The 18,237-nt window shown below is 67.6% G+C and carries 11 protein-coding genes; 6 read left to right on the forward strand and 5 right to left on the reverse strand.

Annotated elements, in window-relative coordinates:
• Positions 1–6 precede the first annotated feature (6 nt).
• Positions 7–933: a metalloregulator ArsR/SmtB family transcription factor gene (locus PI246_RS02890; RefSeq protein WP_320549777.1), complete on the reverse strand. Its 927-nt coding sequence runs from the start codon at positions 931–933 to the stop codon at positions 7–9.
• Between the two features lie 168 nt (positions 934–1,101).
• Here PI246_RS02890 and PI246_RS02895 point away from each other — a divergent pair, with 168 nt between their 5' ends.
• Positions 1,102–2,262 (forward strand): acyl-CoA dehydrogenase family protein, encoded by a 1,161-nt coding sequence (locus PI246_RS02895; protein ID WP_320549778.1) that lies wholly within the window; start codon positions 1,102–1,104, stop codon positions 2,260–2,262.
• A gap of 787 nt (positions 2,263–3,049) precedes the next feature.
• Here PI246_RS02895 and PI246_RS02900 read toward each other — a convergent pair.
• The 3 genes from PI246_RS02900 to PI246_RS02910 are packed head-to-tail and all read right to left on the reverse strand — an operon-like array spanning position 3,050 to position 8,265.
• On the reverse strand, positions 3,050–6,364 hold the full coding sequence (locus PI246_RS02900; RefSeq protein ID WP_320549779.1) for an efflux RND transporter permease subunit: 3,315 nt from the start codon (positions 6,362–6,364) through the stop codon (positions 3,050–3,052).
• A 12-nt stretch (positions 6,365–6,376) separates the two neighbouring features.
• Entirely contained in the window at positions 6,377–7,612 is a 1,236-nt protein-coding gene (locus PI246_RS02905; RefSeq protein WP_320549780.1) for an efflux RND transporter periplasmic adaptor subunit, read from the reverse strand.
• The gene (locus PI246_RS02910) at positions 7,609–8,265 is read right to left on the reverse strand and encodes a TetR/AcrR family transcriptional regulator (protein WP_320549781.1); all 657 of its coding nucleotides are present in this window, start codon (positions 8,263–8,265) and stop codon (positions 7,609–7,611) included. Before PI246_RS02910 ends, PI246_RS02905 begins: the two co-directional genes overlap by 4 nt.
• A 271-nt stretch (positions 8,266–8,536) precedes the next feature.
• On the opposite strand from PI246_RS02910, the gene PI246_RS02915 reads away from it, so the two are divergent.
• The 3 genes from PI246_RS02915 (at position 8,537) to PI246_RS02925 (ending at position 15,307) form a co-directional block, all read left to right on the forward strand.
• Complete coding sequence (locus tag PI246_RS02915; protein WP_320549782.1) at positions 8,537–13,453, forward strand: NAD-glutamate dehydrogenase; 4,917 nt, start codon at positions 8,537–8,539, stop codon at positions 13,451–13,453.
• A 95-nt stretch (positions 13,454–13,548) separates the two neighbouring features.
• A complete protein-coding gene (locus PI246_RS02920) occupies positions 13,549–14,307 on the forward strand; it encodes an NAD kinase (RefSeq protein WP_320549783.1) in 759 nt (252 codons plus the stop codon).
• 70 nt (positions 14,308–14,377) lie between these two features.
• A complete protein-coding gene (locus PI246_RS02925; RefSeq protein WP_320549784.1) occupies positions 14,378–15,307 on the forward strand; it encodes a 5'-nucleotidase in 930 nt (309 codons plus the stop codon).
• Positions 15,308–15,331: 24 nt separating this feature from the next.
• Here PI246_RS02925 and PI246_RS02930 read toward each other — a convergent pair whose 3' ends face one another.
• Positions 15,332–16,207: a DMT family transporter gene (locus PI246_RS02930; protein WP_320549785.1), complete on the reverse strand. Its 876-nt coding sequence runs from the start codon at positions 16,205–16,207 to the stop codon at positions 15,332–15,334.
• A gap of 126 nt (positions 16,208–16,333) precedes the next feature.
• On the opposite strand from PI246_RS02930, the gene PI246_RS02935 reads away from it, so the two are divergent.
• The gene (locus tag PI246_RS02935; RefSeq protein WP_320549786.1) at positions 16,334–17,503 is read left to right on the forward strand and encodes an acyl-CoA dehydrogenase family protein; all 1,170 of its coding nucleotides are present in this window, start codon (positions 16,334–16,336) and stop codon (positions 17,501–17,503) included.
• Between the two features lie 126 nt (positions 17,504–17,629).
• The gene (locus PI246_RS02940) at positions 17,630–18,232 is read left to right on the forward strand and encodes a glutathione S-transferase family protein (RefSeq protein WP_320549787.1); all 603 of its coding nucleotides are present in this window, start codon (positions 17,630–17,632) and stop codon (positions 18,230–18,232) included.
• Positions 18,233–18,237: the final 5 nt, after the last annotated feature.

The following is an 18,237-nucleotide window of genomic DNA, read 5'->3' on the forward strand; positions in this document are numbered from 1 at the left end:
CTCCGGTCAGGGCTTGCGCGCGAGCAGGCTGATGACTTCGAAATGCGGGGCGCGCCGTTCGCGGCTGAGGCGCTCGCAACTGACCACGTCCAGGCCCGCGTCGCGGGCCAGCGCGGCCAGTCCGTCGCAGTCGAAGCCGAGATTGCGATGGTCGAACGGCTCGACCACGGCGCGGTGGTCATGTTCGCCGAGGGTGGCGGCCAGCACGCGCCCGCCCGGCTTGAGCACCTTCGCCACCTGGCGGAACACCTCGTCGGGGTGCTCCGCGTAGGTGAGGGCGTGCATCAGCAGCACCAGGTCGAAACGGCGCTCGCCCAGGTCGAGCGCATGCATGTCGCCCTGGCGCACCTCCACGTTGGGGAAATGCGCCAGGCGTTGGCGGGCGGCATCCGCCACGCGCTCTGAACTGTCGATGCAGAGAATGGCGTGGGCGTGCGGCGCCAGCAGTTCGGCGGTCACGCCGTCGCCCGACGCGATGTCGAGCACGTCGCCGGTTTCCAGCAATTGAAGCAGCGACCTGGCCAGGGTCTCCCAGGTGCGACCGGGCGAATAGTGCCGCTCCATATCGCCGGCGACGGTATCGGCCCAGCCTTCGCTGCGGGCGCGCTGGGCCAGCACGGTGGGCAGGCGCTCGGCGTCTTCGCGCAGCAAGGCGTCGCTGAGCGTGTCGCGCAGGGAGGCCACCAGGGCGGCCAGCGTGGGATCGGCTTCGGCGTTGGCCCGGTAGTAGGCCGAAACGCCGGCGCGGCGGTCGCGCACGAGGTCGGCCTCCTTGAGCTTGGCCAGGTGGGTGGACACGCGCGGCTGGGCCAGGTGAAGCACCGCCGCCAGTTCGGCCACGGTCAGTTCCTCGCGGTCGAGCAGGGCGAGGAGGCGGACGCGGGTCGGGTCCGCCAGGAGCCGGAGCACCGTGGAGGCGGTCGAGAGATCCATCCAACATCCTTTTATCGCGATACAGAGATTTTAAGGATGCGGCCGGCGCGGGCCAGCGTCAAGGGCGCATGTTGCGGTGCAGGGCGGCAAAGGGTCGAACGGCCGTTAGAATGGCTGGATTGCCCACTCCAGACTGGCCGGCCGCAGGGTCGGCATGAGGTATGCCCCATGGATTTCCGTTTTACCGACGACCAGTTGTCGATCCAGTCCATCGCCCGTGATTTTGCCCAGAAGCGCATCGCGCCGGTCGCCGCCGAACTCGACGCCAAGGGCGAGTTTCCGTTGGAGAACATCCGCGAGATGGGCCAACTGGGCCTGATGGGCATCGAGGTGCCCGAGGAATACGGCGGCGCGGGCATGGATCCCATCGCCTACGTGCTGGCCATGGTGGAGATCGCCGCGGCCGATGCCGCCACCTCGACCATCATGTCGGTGAACAACTCGCTGTTCTGCAACGGCATCCTGAAGAACGGCACCGAGGCGCAGAAGCAGGCCTATGTGCGCGCCATCGCCTCCGGCGAGGCCATCGGTGCCTACGCGCTCACCGAGCCGCAGTCCGGCTCGGATGCGTCCAACATGCACACCCGCGCGGTGAAGAACGCCGACGGCGACTGGGTCATCAACGGCAAGAAGAGCTGGATCACCTCGGGTCCGGTAGCACGCTACATCGTGCTGTTCGCCGTGACCACGCCGGGCATCGGTGCCCGCGGCGTGTCGGCCTTCATCATCGACACCCAGCGCCAGGGCTTCCTCGCCGGCAAGACCGAACCCAAGCTCGGTATCCGCGCGTCGGCCACCTGTGAGATCGAATTCCACGATTACGTGTGCCCGAAGGACGACCTGCTCGGTGAGGAAGGCAAGGGCTTCGCGATCGCCATGGGCGTGCTCGACGCCGGCCGCATCGGCATCGCGTCGCAGGCCGTGGGCATCGCCCGCGCCGCTTACGAGGCCACGCTGCAGTGGTCGCGTGATCGCAAGGCGTTCGGCACGCCGATCGGTACGTTCCAGATGACCCAGTCGAAGATCGCCGACATGAAGTGCAAGCTCGACGCGGCCCTGCTGCTCACGCTGCGCGCGGCCTGGACCAAGGCCCAGGTGGAAAAGACCGGCGGCCGCTTCGGCACCGAGGCGTCGATGGCCAAGCTGGTCGCCTCAGAGGCGGCGATGTGGATCGCGCACCAGGCGGTGCAGATCCATGGCGGCATGGGCTACTCCAAGGAAATGCCGCTGGAACGCTACTTCCGTGATGCGAAGATCACCGAAATCTACGAGGGCACGAGCGAAATCCAGCGCCTGGTGATCGCGCGCGCGGAGACCGGGCTGCGCTGATCGCCGTGGGGCGAGGCGCCTGACGAACGTCGGCGCTTCGCCAAGGGCACGGGGCCGCGTCGGCGCGGTGAGCCGCTTACGCACCTCGCCGCCGGCCCGAAGCGTGAGGCCGTGAGGCCGTGAGGCAAGAGCCTTCGGTGTCCACCCTCGCTGCTCGGACAGTCCTCCGCGTTCGACAGGGAAAGGCCGCTGACGCGGCCCGTGTATCCAAACGGCCTTCGGCCGCTCCCTTGTGCGGAACTCGCCTCGAGGGTGGACACCGAAGACTCTCCCCATGACCGGGGCGGCGTGTTGTGAGAGTCCGTACGGCGCCCCGCGGCGAGCCAGTGAGCTTCACCTCGCTCCGCCCTACAACGCCGGTCAACTCGTCGCGACGTGGGATACCCGTTGTCGGGATGCCGTTTCACATATCACGCAGCGCTTGCGCAGATCGGCCAAAAAACGACCCGCGCTTTCCCAGCATCCGACCTCACCGTCTGGAAGAGATCTTGGTGTCCACCCTCGAGGCGAGTTCCGCACAAGGAAGCGGCCGCAGGCCTATTAGCACATGGGCCGCGTCAGCGGCCTTGCCCTGTCGAACGCGGAGGACTGCCCGAGCAGCGAGGGTGGACATCAAGGTCTCCCCGCCAAACGCCCAGGTGCAACGCGCTCTGGCGCTACAAGATGGCAACACCGCGCCCGGTCGAACATCCACCGGGCCGTCAGGTCGATAGCCGGATAGCCCCGGTCATTCGCGATGAAACAAAAAAAAGGCCCGGCTTTTTGCAGCCGGGCCTTTTCGTTGACCTTAGGGTCGCTGGGTGCCTCGTCGGGGATCCGAGTCGAAGGCGCTCAGGTCACCGACGTTCGGTGCGTGAGGACCGGTATCGGACGGGCCGTGGTTACCGCCACCGCCGTGCGGGTCGTGGTCGTCGTCACCGCCATGGTGCGGCAGCTTGTGCGATACCTCGTCGAGCTTGTCGCCGAGCATGCGCCGCACCGACACGTAGAACACCGGGATCAGCAACAGGCCCAGGAAGGTCGCGAACAGCATGCCGCCGATCACGCCCGTACCGATGGCGTGGCGGGAGTTGGCGCCGGCGCCGGTGGAGATCGCCAGCGGCAGCACGCCGAGGATGAACGCCATCGACGTCATCAGGATCGGGCGCAGTCGCAACCGGGCCGCCTCCACCACCGAGTCGCGCAGGGTCTTGCCCGCCTGCTGCTGCTCGACCGCGAATTCCACGATCAGGATCGCGTTCTTCGCCGCCAGGCCGATGACGGTGATGAGGCCGATCTTGAAGTAGATGTCGTTCGGCAGGCCGCGCAGCATCGAGAACACCACCGTGCCCAGCATGCCCAGGGGCACCACGAGGAGCACGGCCACCGGGATGGACCAGCTTTCGTACAGCGCCGCGAGGCAGAGGAACACGATCACGATCGACAGCACCATGAGCATGGTGGCGGAGTTGCCCGCCAGGATTTCCTGGTAGGACTGGCCGGTCCAGTCATAGCCGAAGCCCTTGGGCAGCTTGTCGTTGACGATCTGCTCGACGATGCCCATCGCCTGGCCGGTGGAGTAGCCGGGGGCGTTGTTGCCCACGATTTCCACGGCTGAGTAGCCGTTGTAGCGGGTGAGGCTGGGTGCGGCCATGCCCCACTTGGTGTGCACCACGCTCGACAGCGGCACCATGCCGTTGTCGGTGCCCGTGGCGCTGCTGCCCGTGCTGCTGCTTTGCGTGGACGAGGTGGTGCCGGTGCTGCTGGTCGCGCCGCTCGGGGTGAAGATGTGCTGGAACGCGTCCGTGCCCATGCGGAAGGGCGCGTCGGCCTGCAGCATCACGCGCTTCACGCGGCCGCCGTACTGGAAGTCGTTGACGTACACCGGCGCCAGCGTGAGCTGGATGGCGGTGTAGATGTCGCTGACCGACAGGCCCATCGTCTGCGCCTGGGTGCGGTCGACGTTGAGCTGGAGCAGCGGGGCGTCCTCGAGGGTGTTCGGGCGCACGCCCACCAGGGCCTTGTTCTGCGCGGCGGCGCCGAGCAGCTGGTTACGGGCCTGGGTGAGTTCTTCGCGCGACTGGCCGCCACGCGCCTGCAGGTACATGTCGATACCGCCGAACTGCGACAGGCCGCGGATCGTCGGCAGGTTGACCACGAAGATCGTGGCGTCGCGCACGGCTTGCATCTTGCCGTTGGCCTGCTGGATGAACTCGGTGGCGGTGGTGTCGCGGACGTCCCAGTCCTTCAGGCGGATGAACACCATGCCGACGTTTTCGCCCTGGCCGACGAAGCTGAAGCCGGAGATCTGGAATACGCCTTCGACGGCGGGGTCCTTCAGCATGATGCCGCGGATGTCGCCCATCACCTTTTCGGTGCGGGCCAGGCTCGAGCCCGGCGGCAGCTGCACGATGGCCAGCGCGAAGCCCTGGTCCTCGTCGGGCACGAAGCTGGTCGGCAGGCGCGTGAACAGGAAGCCGCAGAGTACGCCGATCAGCACGAACACGATCATCCAGCGCGGCGCGTGGCGCACCGCCGAGCCGATGTGGCCCGAGTAGGTGTGCGTGGTGCGGTCGAAGATGTCGTTGAACTTGCGGTAGACGATGTTCTTCTTCTTGCCGTGCTCGTTCTTGAGGATCGTGGCGCACAGGGCCGGGGTGAACGACAGGGCGAGGAAGGCCGAGAAGCCCATCGACACCGCGATGGTCAGCGCGAACTGCTTGTAGATGATGCCCGACGCGCCCGGCTGGAGCGCCGAGGGCACGAACACCGCCGCAAGCACCACGGTAATCGCCACCACGGCGCCGGTGATCTGGCCCATCGCCTTGCGCGTGGCTTCTTTGGGCGAGATGTGTTCCTCGCTCATGATGCGTTCGACGTTCTCGATCACCACGATCGCGTCGTCCACCACGATGCCGATCGCCAGCACCATGCCGAACAGGGTCAGCTGGTTGATCGTGAAGCCCAGCGGCGACAGGCCCAGGAAGGTACCGAGCAAGGCCACCGGGATGACCAGGGTGGGGATGATCGTGGCGCGGAAGTTCTGCAGGAACAGCAGCATCACCAGGAAGACGAGGATGATCGCCTCGACCAGGGTATGCACCACTTCTTCGATGGAGATGACCACGAACTTGGTGGTGTCGTACGGGGCGAACCAGGTGACGCCGTCCGGGAAGCTCTTGGAGAGCTCGTCCATCTTCGCGCGCACGGCTTCGGCCACGTTGAGCGCGTTGGCGCCCGGCAGCAGCTGCACGCCGAACGAACCGGTGGCGGTGCCGTTGTACTGCGCGTTGAAGCCGTAGTTCTGCGGGCCCAGCTCGATGCGCGCGACGTCCTTCAGCCGCACGACCGTGCCGTCGTTGTTGGCGCGCAGGATGATGTCCTTGAACTCCTCGGCCGTGGTGAAGCGGCCTTCGGCCGACACCGTGGCGCTGAAGCCCTGGCCGTTCAGTGCCGGATCGGTACCGATCGAGCCCGCGGCGAACTGCACGTTCTGGGCGGTGAGCGCGCTGCGTACCTGGGAGGCCGACAGACCGTAGCCGCGCAGCTTGTCCGGGTTGAGCCAGATGCGCATGCCGTACTCGGCGCCCAGCTGGCGGGTGTTGCCCACGCCGGGGATGCGCGCGATCTGGTCGAGCACCTGCGAGGACACCAGGTCGGTCAGGCGATCGCCGTCGATGGCCGGGTTGTTCGAGGTGAGCGCCACGAACATCAGGAAGTCAGGGTTGGACTTGGCCACCACGACGCCCTGCTGGGTCACTTCCGAGGGCAGGCGCGGCGTCGCGAGCGACACCTTGTTCTGCACCTGCACCTGGGCGATGTCCGGATCGGTGCCCGACTCGAAGGTCAGGGTGATCGTGGCCTGGCCGGCGGAGCTCGACGCCGAACTGAAGTAGAGCAGGTGATCGATACCGGTCAGCTGCTGTTCGATGACCTGGGTCACGGTCTTTTCGGTCGTGTCCGCGCTCGCGCCCGGGTAGGTGGCGGTGACCACCACCTGCGGGGGCGCGATGTTCGGATACGACTCGATGCCCATGTTGAGCAGGGCGATCGTGCCGCAGAGGCTGATGAGGATCGCCACCACCCACGCGAAGATGGGGCGATCGATGAAGAAACTCGGCATGAGGGGACTCCCTTACTGCTTGCCGCCGGCAGCGGCCTGCGGGGCCGCCTTGCCATCGGGATTGCCGGAGGGCGCGGCCGCCGTGGCGGGCGAGGCCTTCACCGGAGCGTTTTCGCGTGCCTTGGGCAGGCCCTGCACGATGATCTGGTCGCCCTGCTTGAGGCCGCCGGTCACCACCCAGTTCTCGCCGACCAGGCGGTCGGCCTGGATCGGACGGCGCACCGCCGCGGAGGGGATGGTCTTGTCCTCGCCGCTTTGGGGATCCTTCACGTGGCCCTCGCCCACCACCATGACGTAGGCCGAGTTGGCGTCGCGCAACACGGCCGACTGCGGCACCAGGAACACGTTGTGCAGGCTGCCCAGGTCGGCCTTGACCGTGACGAACTGGCCGGGGAGCAGGCGCAGGTCGGGGTTGGCGAGCAGGGCGCGCAGGTTGACCGTGCCGGTCTGCGGGTTCACCACGGCCGAGGAGAAGTCGAGCTGGCCCTTTTCGGTGTAGTCGGAGCCGTCGGGTAACTCGATGGTTACCGTGGACTTCGCGTTGTCCGACAGCGTGGCGTTGCCGGCCGCGGCGGCCTTGCGCATGGTGTCGAGGTCGGCGACGGACATGCTGAAGTTCACGTAGAGCTTGTCGATCTGGTCGACCTGGGTCAGCAGGGTGGTGTCGCCCTGGCCCACGAGGGCGCCTTCGGTCACCTGCTGCTGCCCGGCACGGCCATCAATGGGCGAGACCACGTCGGTGAAGCCGAGGTTGATCCGGGCGGCCTGCACGGCGGCCTCGCTCTGCTTCACGGCGGCCGCCGTGGTGCGCTCGCTGGCCTCGGCGGTGTCGAGGTCCTGGCGAGAGACGTAGTTCTTGCCGATCAGGCTGCGCGCGCGGTCGGCCTGGGCCTTGGCGTTCGCCGCCGAGGCGCGGGCGGAGGCCAGCGACGCCAGCTGCTGGTCGAGTTCGGCCTTCAGCGGCTGCGGGTCGATCTTGAACAGCGGTTGGCCGGCCTTGACGTCGGTGCCTTCGTCGTAGAGGCGGCGCAGCAGGATGCCGGGCACGCGGGCCCGCACGTCGGCCGTGCGATAGGAAGACAGGCGGCCCACCTGGTTCTGGACCAGCGGGGCGTCCTGCGGCTGGGCCGTGACGACGCCGACTTCCGGCGGGGGCGGCTGCTGGGGGGCTTCCTGCTTGTGGCAGGCGGCGAGGGCCGCGGCGAGGCCGACGACCAGCAGGGAAGTGCGCAGGGGCAGGGGTTTCATGAGAACTCCGTTCCGTTTCCAGGTTTCTTGTTCGTTCGCGCCGGGGCATCCGGAAGGATGTCGTACGCGTGCATAAATACGTTTACCGCGTGTCGCGCCCACTGGTCCTGCGCGTCCTGCCCCCTGGCCTGCATGCCGAAGAGCCGCCGGTCTCCCTCCATGCCGTGCAGCATGGCGAGGAAGATCTCCGCCGCCACGTCGGGGTCTTCCCGGCGCATGCGGTGCTGGTCCATCGCCTCGGCCATCAACCTGGCGAGCCGGCGCGCGACGGTGTCGATCGCGGTCCGGAAGAACGTCTTCGCGGCGGCGGGAAACCGGGGCGCCTCCGCGATCAGCATCCGGCCGAGCGCGAGGTTGGCGTGATCCATCACATGGGTCTGGTGGGCCTGCGCCAACGCGTGCAGCGTGTCTGGCAGGCTGCGGCTCTCGGGAGCCAGGCTGGCATGCAGGGGCAGCACGAGTTGTTCGACGGCGGCGTGGAACAGCGTGTCCTTGTTGGCGAAATGTGCATACACGGTCTGCTTCGACACGCCCGCCTCGCGTGCCACGGCGCCCATGCTGACGCGGTACCCGTCGCGCAGGAATAACGCGCAGGCCGCCTGGAGTACCCGTTGCTGATGGTTCGAGGCATGGCGGGTATCCAGGAGCGACACGGGGCGAGACCTGCTGGACTATACCGTCCAGTTTAGAATCTCCCTCACGCCAGCGTCAACGGCCCATTAACGGCCTGTCCGTCGCGATTGGTGCGTCGCACCGCCTCCCGCGACGCCTCTCGCACGGGCTCCGTCATCGACCGGGACGCGTAGTTATGCCGCGATGCAGTGAAAAATCCGTGTTCGCACGAACGCGCGGGCGGTGGCTACTTGATGTCGGTGGGAGCTATCCTTTGCCGGTTTTCCTCTCTCCCCAAGCCGACATCCGCCCATGAATGCGATTCGCGCCGCCGAAAACGGCCAGTTTCACACCGTCGTCTTCGATGAACTGAAAAAGATCGACTATCCCGCGGAGCGCCTCCCTGAGGCGCGCTTTTTTATCGAGGCCTTCTTCGAGCGGATCGCCCCCGCCGACTATGCGCTGCATGCGCCGGAGCGCTGGGCGGCCCTGATCGCCGATCTGCTCGGTTTCATCCGTGAGCGCTCGCCCGGCCAGGCCAAGCTGCGCGTCTACAACCCGGGCGTCTCCGGCACCCGCGCGGTGATCGAGGTGGTCACCGACGACATGCCTTTCCTCGTGGACACCGTGTCGATGGTGGCCGCCGCCCAGGCCGACATCCACGCGATCATCCACCCGGTGGTGCCGGTGACGCGTTCGGCGTCGGGCGTGCTGCAGGGCATCGGCGAAGGCCAGCCCGAGTCGGTGATGCGCTTCGAGATCGATCGCCTCGACGACGGTGACCTCGGCACGCTCAAGGCCCGCATCGACACCGCGCTTGCCGACGTGCGCGAGGCGGTGACCGACTGGCAGGCCATGCGCGGCAAGATGATCGAAGTGGCCGGCGACCTCGCCAACCGCGAACTGCCGTACACCCCGGACGAAGTGCACGAGGCCACGGCGTTCCTGCGTTGGGTGGCCGACGACCACTTCACGTTCATGGGCTACCGCGAATACGAGGTGGCGCCGGGCGAGGGCGACGACGTCCTCAAGACCGTCGACGGGTCGGGCCTGGGCATCCTGCGCACCGCCGAGCGCTCGCTGGCGCCGCGTTCGCTGCGCACGCTGGTGGCCTCCGAACTCCCGCGCTCGGGATCCACCGACGCGATCATCCTCACCAAGACCAATGCCCGCTCGCCGATCCACCGGCCGGGCTACATGGACTACATCGGCGTGCTGCGTTTCGACGATGCCGGCCGCCCGGTGGCCGAGCAGCGTTTCCTCGGCCTGTTCTCGTCCAACGCGTACATGGCCCACCCGCAGCAGGTGCCGCTGGTGCGCGACAAGTGCGAGGCGGTGATGGCCCGCTCGGGCCTCAAGCGCGACTCCTACTCGGGCAAGTCGCTGCGTCACATCCTCGACACGCTGCCGCGCGACGAGCTGTTCCAGTGCAGCACCGACGAACTCTACGCGCTGTCGATCGGCCTGCTCGAACTGGCCCAGCGCACGCGCACGCGCCTGTTCATCCGCCGCGACAGCTACGGCCGGTTCTTCTCCTGCCTGGTGTACATCCCGCGCGACCGCTTCAACACCTCGGTACGCGAGCGCGTCGAGGGCGTGCTGCGCGAGGCCTTCCACGGCGAGCACGTGGACTCCGCCGTGCTGATGGGCGAGGCCGCGCTGGTCCGCCTGCACGTGGTGGTTCGCCCGCGCATCGGCGACCATCCGGTGTACGACGCCGTGGCGATGGAGGCGCAGATCGCGTCGATCGCGCGCAACTGGTACGACGAACTGCGTGACCGGCTCATCGCCTCGATGGGCGAGCAGCAGGGCATCATCCTGGCCAACCGCTACGGCAAGGCGCTGCCCGCCGGCTACGTCGACGAGGTGTCGCCCCAGGTGGCCGCCGCCGACGTGGCCTCGCTGGCCGGCCTCGACGGCCCGGACGCCGTCAGCATGTCGTTCTACCACCCGCCGCACCGTCCGGAAGAACTGCGCTTCAAGATCTACCGCTCGGGCGCGGACATCGCGTTGTCCGAAGTGCTGCCCCAGCTGGAGAACCTCGGACTGCGCGTGCTCACTGAGCACATGTACGAGATGAAGCTGGCCGACGGCTCGCTCTACATCCAGGATTTCGAAGTGCAGCCGGTCGGCCGCCTCGCGTTCGAGGTGGAGCAGGTGGGCACGCTGTTCGAAGACGCCTTCGAACAGATCTGGCGTGGCAACGCCGAAAACGACGGCTTCAACCGCCTCGTGCTCGGGGCGAAGCTCGACTGGCGCCAGGTCGCCGTGCTCCGCGGCTATTGCAAATACCTGCTGCAGACGGGCGTGGCCTTCTCCCAGGCCTACATGGAAGACGCGCTCAACCGTTACCCGGCGATCGCCGGCCTCATCATCGAACTGTTCAACGCGCGCTTCGACCCACGCCGTGAAACGCTCGACGAGAAGCAGCAGGCCTACGCCGAAGGCATGCTCGCGCACGAGATGCATGCGCTCATCGACGCCGAGACGCTGGCCGCCCATCCGGGCCTGATCGACAACGTGCTCGGCGCCCTGTCGCGCCCGCGCGCCGAGCAGGTCACCGTGGTCGAAGAGGCGATCAACACGCTGCTCGACAACGTCGCCAGCCTCGACGAAGACCGCATCCTGCGCAGCTTCATCGCGCTGGTGCATGCGACCCTGCGTACCAGCTTCTTCCAGGCGTGGGACGGCGCCTACCGCTCGTACGTGAGCTTCAAGTTCGATTCGAACAAGGTGCCCGACCTCGCCAAGCCGGTGCCGTTCCGCGAAATCTTCGTCTACGCGCCGCGCGTGGAAGGCATCCACCTGCGCTTCGGGCCCGTCGCCCGCGGCGGCCTGCGCTGGTCCGACCGCCGCGAGGATTTCCGCACCGAGGTGCTAGGCCTGGTCAAGGCGCAGATGGTGAAGAACACGGTCATCGTGCCGGTCGGCTCGAAGGGCGGCTTCTTCGTCAAGCGCCCGCCGGTGGGCGGTGACCGTGACGCGCAGCTGGCCGAGGGTATCGCCTGCTACCGCATGTTCATCAACGGCCTGCTCGACATCACCGACAACCTTGTCGAGGGCAAGGTGGTGCCGCCGCACGACGTGGTGCGCCACGATAACGACGATCCCTACCTCGTGGTGGCGGCCGACAAGGGCACGGCCACGTTCTCGGACATCGCCAACGCGATCTCCACCGAACACGGCTTCTGGCTCGACGACGCCTTCGCCTCGGGCGGTTCCAACGGTTACGACCACAAGGGCATGGGTATTACGGCGAAGGGCGCCTGGGAGTCGGTCAAGCGCCACTTCCGCGCACTGGGCCGCGACTGCCAGACCCAGGACTTCACCACCGTCGGCATCGGCGACATGTCCGGCGACGTGTTCGGCAACGGCATGCTGCTTTCCGAGCACATCCTCCTGCTGGCCGCGTTCGACCATCGGCACATCTTCCTCGACCCGACGCCCGACGCGGCGACGAGCTTCGCCGAGCGCCAGCGCATGTTCGCGCTGCCGCGTTCATCGTGGGACGACTACGACAAGTCGCTGATCTCCGCCGGTGGCGGCGTGTATCCGCGCAGCGCCAAGTCCATTCCCGTGTCGCCGCAGGTACGCGCCGCGCTGGGCATCCGTTCCGAGGCCACGCACATGGCGCCGAACGACCTGCTTTCGGCCATCCTCAAGGCACCGGTCGACCTGCTCTGGAACGGCGGCATCGGCACCTACGTGAAGGCCTCCAGCGAAACCCACGCCGACGTGGGCGACCGCGCCAACAATGGCCTGCGCGTCAACGGCAACGAATTGCGCTGCAAGGTGATCGGCGAAGGCGGCAACCTCGGCATGACCCAGAAGGGCCGCATCGAAGCGGGCCAGGCGGGCGTGCTGATGAACACCGATTTCATCGACAACTCCGCCGGCGTGGACACCTCCGACCATGAGGTGAACATCAAGATCCTGCTCAACGACGCCGTGCAGCGCGGTGAGCTGACCTTCGAGGGCCGCAACCGCCAGCTGGCCGAGATGACCGACGAGGTCGGCCGCCTCGTGCTGTGGGACAACTATCGCCAGAACCAGGCGATCACCCTGATGGAACACCAGTCGGTGCGCCGCCTGGGTTCGATGGCCCACTTCATCAGCACCCTCGAGGCGGAAGGCCTGCTCGATCGTCAGGTCGAGTCGCTGCCCACGCCGGCCGAACTGGCCGAGCGCAAGCAGAAGGGCCAGGGCCTGACCCGCGCCGAACTGTCGGTGCTGTTGTCGTACGACAAGATCCGCCTGTTCCAGCAGTTGCTGGAGTCGGACGTGCCGGAAGACCCCTACCTGTCGCGCGAGCTGGTGCGTTATTTCCCCGTGCCGTTGCACGAGAAGTACGCCGAGCACATGCAGCGCCACCGCCTCAAGCGCGAGATCATCGCCACCGCGGTGACGAACTCGACGATCAACCGCATGGGCGCCACCTTCATGATGCGCATGCAGGAAGACACGGGGCAGGGCCCGGCGGCGATCGCCAAGGCCTACACCGCCGCCCGTGAGATCCTCGACGCGCGCGAGCTGTGGGCGGCGATCGAGGCCCTCGACGGCACGGTGGCCGAAGACACCCAGATCGACGCGATCCTGCAGATCTGGTCGTTGCTGCGTCACCTCACGCGCTGGCTGCTCAACCGTCCGGGCGGCACGCTCGACATCGCGGCCAACGTCGACCGTTACGCGGCCGAGGTGACGGTGTTGCGCCAGGCGTTGCCCGGGGCCCTTACGGACACGGGCCGGGGCGACTTCGCCGCCAGCCAGGAGAAATGGGAAGGCCTCGGCGTGCCCGAGACCCTGGCCGTGCGCCTGGCCCGCATCCCGGTGCTGCGTGCCGCGCTGGACATGGTCGAGGTCTCGCGGCAGAGCGGCAAGCCCATGGCCGTGGTCGCGCCGGTGTTCTACGAACTGGCCGAAGCGCTCGACCTGGAGTGGCTGCGTGGCCAGATCGAGGCCCTGCCGGTGGAAGGCGCGTGGCACGCGCAGGCCCGCGGTTCGCTGCTGGACGAGCTCAACGCCCAGCATCGCGCCCTGGCCCTGCAGGTGCTGACCGTGGCGGGTGACCGTACCGACGTCTCGCCCGTGCAGGCGTGGCTGGAGCGGGACGACGCCACGCTCAAGTACACCCGGGCGATGCTGGCCGAGATCCTCACCCAGAACGCGGACTACCCGATCGCCTCGGTCGCCGTCCGCCGCCTGGCCCAGCTGGCGCAGATTCCGGTCTGACGCGTGTCGCGGGAGCGCGCCCGGCGCGCTCCCGCGATTTTCTCCCGGCGCGGTTTAGGGCTAAGCTCCGTGCTCGACCCACCTCGCCATCGCCCATGCGCCTAGCCTTCGTCGCCAGTGAAACCGAAGTCGCCCAACGCGCCCGAGAGGAGCTGGACCGGCGCTACGGCGGCGTCGAGCCGGCCGACGCCGAAATCATCGTCTCGCTGGGTGGCGACGGCTTCATGCTGCGCACGCTGCATGCCTACCGTACGCTGGGCGTGCCGTTCTATGGCATGAAACTGGGTCACATCGGCTTTCTGATGAACCGCCACGAGATCGACGGTCTCCACGAGCGCGTTTCCCGGGCCCATCCCGCCGTGTTGCATCCGCTGGAAATGCACTGCACCTGCCGCGACGGCATGGAACATCGCGCCATCGCGTTCAACGAAGTGGCGATGCTCCGGCAGAGCAACCAGGCGGCGCACCTGCAGGTGCGGCTCAACGGCGAGGTGAAGCTGGACGAACTCGTCTGCGACGGCATCCTGCTCAGCACCCCGGCCGGCTCCACCGCCTACAACCTCTCCGCCCACGGTCCGATCCTGCCGCTGGAGGCCAACGTGCTGGCGCTCACGCCGATCAGTCCGTTCCGTCCCCGCCGCTGGCGCGGCGCCATCCTGCCGCACGCCACCCGGGTGGCCTTCGAAACGCGCGATCCGAACAAGCGACCGATCAGCGCGACGGCCGATTTCCACGAGGTGCGCGACGTGCAGACGGTGGAGATCCGTCAGTCGCGGCGCAATTCGGTGCGTCTGCTGTTCGACCCGGAGCACAACCTGCAACAGCGGATCCTCGACGAGCAGTTCGCGCCGTAACCGCTGGGCGGGCGCCGCTGGCGCGTCGACGATGTACGATGGGCGTCGCATGCCTTTCGCGGACCGCCCCATGACCACGCCTGAGTCCAACGCCCACGCCGCGTCCTCCGTTGGCGACAACCGCCTTGTCGTCGCCATCTCGTCGCGGGCGCTGTTCGACATGGAAAACAGCCACGAGTTGTTCGAGCGCGACGGGCTCGACGCCTATCGCGCCTACCAGATCGAACACGAGAACGAACTGCTCAAGCCGGGCGTGGCGTTTCCGCTGGTGCAGAAACTGCTGGGACTGAACAAGTTGTCGGCGGACGTGCCGGCAGTGGAGGTGATCCTGCTGTCGCGCAATTCGGGCGACACCGGGTTACGCATCTTCAACGCGATCCAGCACTACCAGCTGGGCATCTCGCGCGCCGCCTTCACCAGCGGCGCCCCCACCTCCGATTACATCGCTCCCTTCAAGGCCGATCTCTTCCTCTCGGCCAACGCCGAAGACGTGGGACGCGCCCTACGGGCGGGCGTGGCGGCGGCCACCATCCTGCCCTCGACGGCACCGCCGCGCTCCACCGAGCAACTGCGCATCGCCTTCGACGGCGACGCGGTGATCTTCGGCGACGAGGGCGAGCGGGTGTCGAAAGAGCAGGGGCTGGACGCCTTCCACCGCAACGAATCCGAACTGTGGGCCGAACCGCTGTCGGGCGGCCCCTTCCGCGGGTTCCTTTCGGCGCTGCATCGCCTGCAGGCCGCGTTTCCCGCGGAGACCGCGCCGATCCGCACCGCGCTGGTCACGGCGCGCTCCGCGCCGGCGCACAAGCGGGTGATCCTCACGCTGCGCCGCTGGGGGGTGCGCATCGACGAGGCGCTGTTCCTCGGCGGGCGCGACAAGGGGCCGTTCCTGGATGCGTTCGGCGCCGACATCTTCTTCGACGATTCCCCGGCCAACGTGGAGTCGGCGCGCCGCGTGGTCGCGACCGGCCACGTGCCGCACGGCGTGTCCAACGCCTGATCGCCGGGTCCACGTCGTCCACGCTCAGACGATGTTCGTCCACCGCCACCACTGGGTCTTTTTCTCCTCCCGCACGAAGGTAAACAGGCCCGCGCCCAGGATCATCACGATGCCCACCAGCATCGGCCAGTCCAGGTGGTCGTGGAACAACAGGTAGCCGAACAGGATTGCCCACAGCATCTGGCTGTACTGGGTAGGCGCCACGCGGTTGGCCGGGGCATGCTGGGTAGCGAGCATCAGCAGCACCGCGCCCGCCGCTGCCAGCAGGCCGTAGCCGAGCACCAGGAACCACTGGTGCCAGGTGGGCCAGACGAAATGCGGCAGCATCATCACGAAGCCCGCGATCATCGGTCCTATCACGCCTGCGCCGTAGAGCGTTATGCGCTTCTCCGAGGCGCCGGCCATGCGCAGCGCGATGATCGACAGCGCACCGGTGATGCCGCAGATAATGGCGGCCACGTGGCCCGTGCCCAGGTGGCGGAAGCCCGGCCGCAGCACCACGAGCACCCCGAGGAAACCCACCACCACGGCGGACCAGCGCCGCCAGCCCACGTGCTCGCGCAGGAACACCACCGACAGGATGGTCACGAAGATCGGCAACAGGAAGATGAGCGAGAACGCCTCGGCCATCGGCAGGGCGGTGAAGGCCATCACCGCCGTGACGTTGCCGATGGCGCCGGCCGTGGCGCGCAGGAGCCACAGGGCCGGCAGTTTCGACACCACCACCTCGCTCCAGCGGTCGCCGGGCTTCTTCAGGAAGGGCAGGGCGGCCAGCGCCAGCACCGCCCCGAAAAACACCGCCTCGTAGGCCGGGAGCGAGCCCTCCAGCGACTTCACGAAGGCGTCGCTCCAGGCGTAGGCGGCGTAGCAGGCGAAGCCGAGGATCACGCCTCTGAACATGGTCGGGTCCGGCTGTGACGGGGGGAGCCACCATTATGGGCCGGTTTGCTGCGCCCCGGCATGACCCCCGTCATGGACGACCGCTACAATCGGAGGCTTTCCGGTAGCCCGCCCAAGAGTCCCCGCATGGCCCATCGTCTCGATCCGCTCGACCTCTACGACGTCCGTTCGCTGCTCACCGAAGAAGAACGCATGGTGCAGGACACCGTGGGCCGCTTCGTCGACGAAAAGGTGCTCCCGATCATCGGCGACTGTTTCGACCAGGGGCGCTTCCCGGCCGAGCTGGTGCCCGAGATCGCCTCGCTGGGCCTGCTCGGCGCGACCATCCCCGAGGAATACGGCTGCGCCGGCATGAACGGCGTGAGCTACGGCCTGATCTGCCAGGAGCTCGAGCGCGGCGATTCGGGCCTGCGCAGCTTCGCCTCGGTGCAGAGCTCGTTGTGCATGTACCCGATCTACGCCTACGGCTCCGAGGAGCAGAAGCGCGAGTGGCTGCCCCGCATGGCGGCCGGTGAGGTGATCGGCTGCTTCGGCCTCACCGAGCCGCACGGTGGCTCCGACCCGGCCAACATGAAGACCGTCGCCCGCAAGGACGGTGGCGACTGGGTCATCAACGGCGCCAAGATGTGGATCACCAACGGCAACCTGGCGCACATCGCCATCGTCTGGGCACAGACCGACGACGGCATCCAGGGCTTCATCGTGCCGACGGACACCAAGGGCTTCGCCGCCCAGGAAGTTCACAAGAAGATGAGCCTGCGCGCCTCGGTCACCTCCGGGTTGTTCTTCGACGACGTGCGCGTGCCCGACAGCGCCCGCCTTCCCAACGTGAAGGGCCTGAAGGGCCCGCTCGGCTGCCTGACCCAGGCCCGCTACGGCATCACCTGGGGCCCGATCGGCGCCGCCCAGGCGTGCCTGAAGGAGGTGCTCGACTACACCGCCGGCCGCATCCTGTTCGGCCGTCCGCTGGCCGCCAACCAGGCCGTGCAGCTGAAGCTGGCGGACATGGCCCGCCGCATCACCTCGGCCCAGCTGCTCTCGCTGCAACTGGGTCGCCTGAAGGACGCCGGGCGCTTCCAGCCCACCCAGGTCTCCCTGGCCAAGTGGAACAACGTGCGCATGGCGCTCGACATCGCCCGTGAGTGCCGTGACATCCTCGGCGGCGCCGGCATCACCACCGAGCATTCGGCGATCCGCCACGCGCTCAACCTCGAGTCGGTCATTACCTACGAAGGCACCGAGACGGTGCACCAGTTGGTGGTGGGCCGTGAGCTGACCGGCATCAACGCGTTCTGAGCCCGCGCCACGGGACCGGCCCGGGCGATTTGCCCGGGCCTTTCGCCGCCGATCGCGTCGGTCCACGCGGACGGACGCGCGCACGTGGCGGTCGCGCCGATCCCTTCCTTTTTGAGGACGACCCCGATGTTCACCATCCATGGCATGCGCGCGTCCGGCAATTGCTACAAGCTGCAATGCCTGCTCGATATGCTTGGCACCCCCTATCGCTGGGTCGACGTCGATAGCGCGCACGGGGCCACGCGCACGCCGGCGTTTCTGGCGCTCAACCCCAACGGCAAGGTGCCGCTGCTTGTACTCGACGACGGCCGCCGGCTGGCCGAGTCCAACGCGATCCTGTGTTTTCTCGCCGACGGCACGCCTTACCTGCCGGCCGATCCGTGGAAGCGCGCCGTCACGTTGCAGTGGATGTTCTTCGAGCAGTACACGCACGAGCCCGCGGTCGCCGTGGCCCGTTTCATCCGCATGTGGCTGCCGGCCGACCATCCTCGCCAGGCCGAGCTGCCGACGCTGCTCGACAAGGGCGGCAAGGCGTTCGACGTGATGGAGGACGCGCTGGCGCGCGACGCCTTCTTCAGCGGCGGCGACTTCGGCGTGGCCGACATCGCGCTGTACGCCTATACCCACTGCGCCGCGGACGGCGGTTTCGACCTGTCCCGCTGGCCGCGCGTCGTCGCCTGGCTCGAGCGCGTCCGCGCGCAGCCCGGCTTCACACCGATGCTTACCTGATTCCT

It is taken from the genome of Luteibacter sahnii, assembly GCF_034063545.1.
Classification (GTDB): Bacteria; Pseudomonadota; Gammaproteobacteria; order Xanthomonadales; family Rhodanobacteraceae; genus Luteibacter; species Luteibacter sahnii.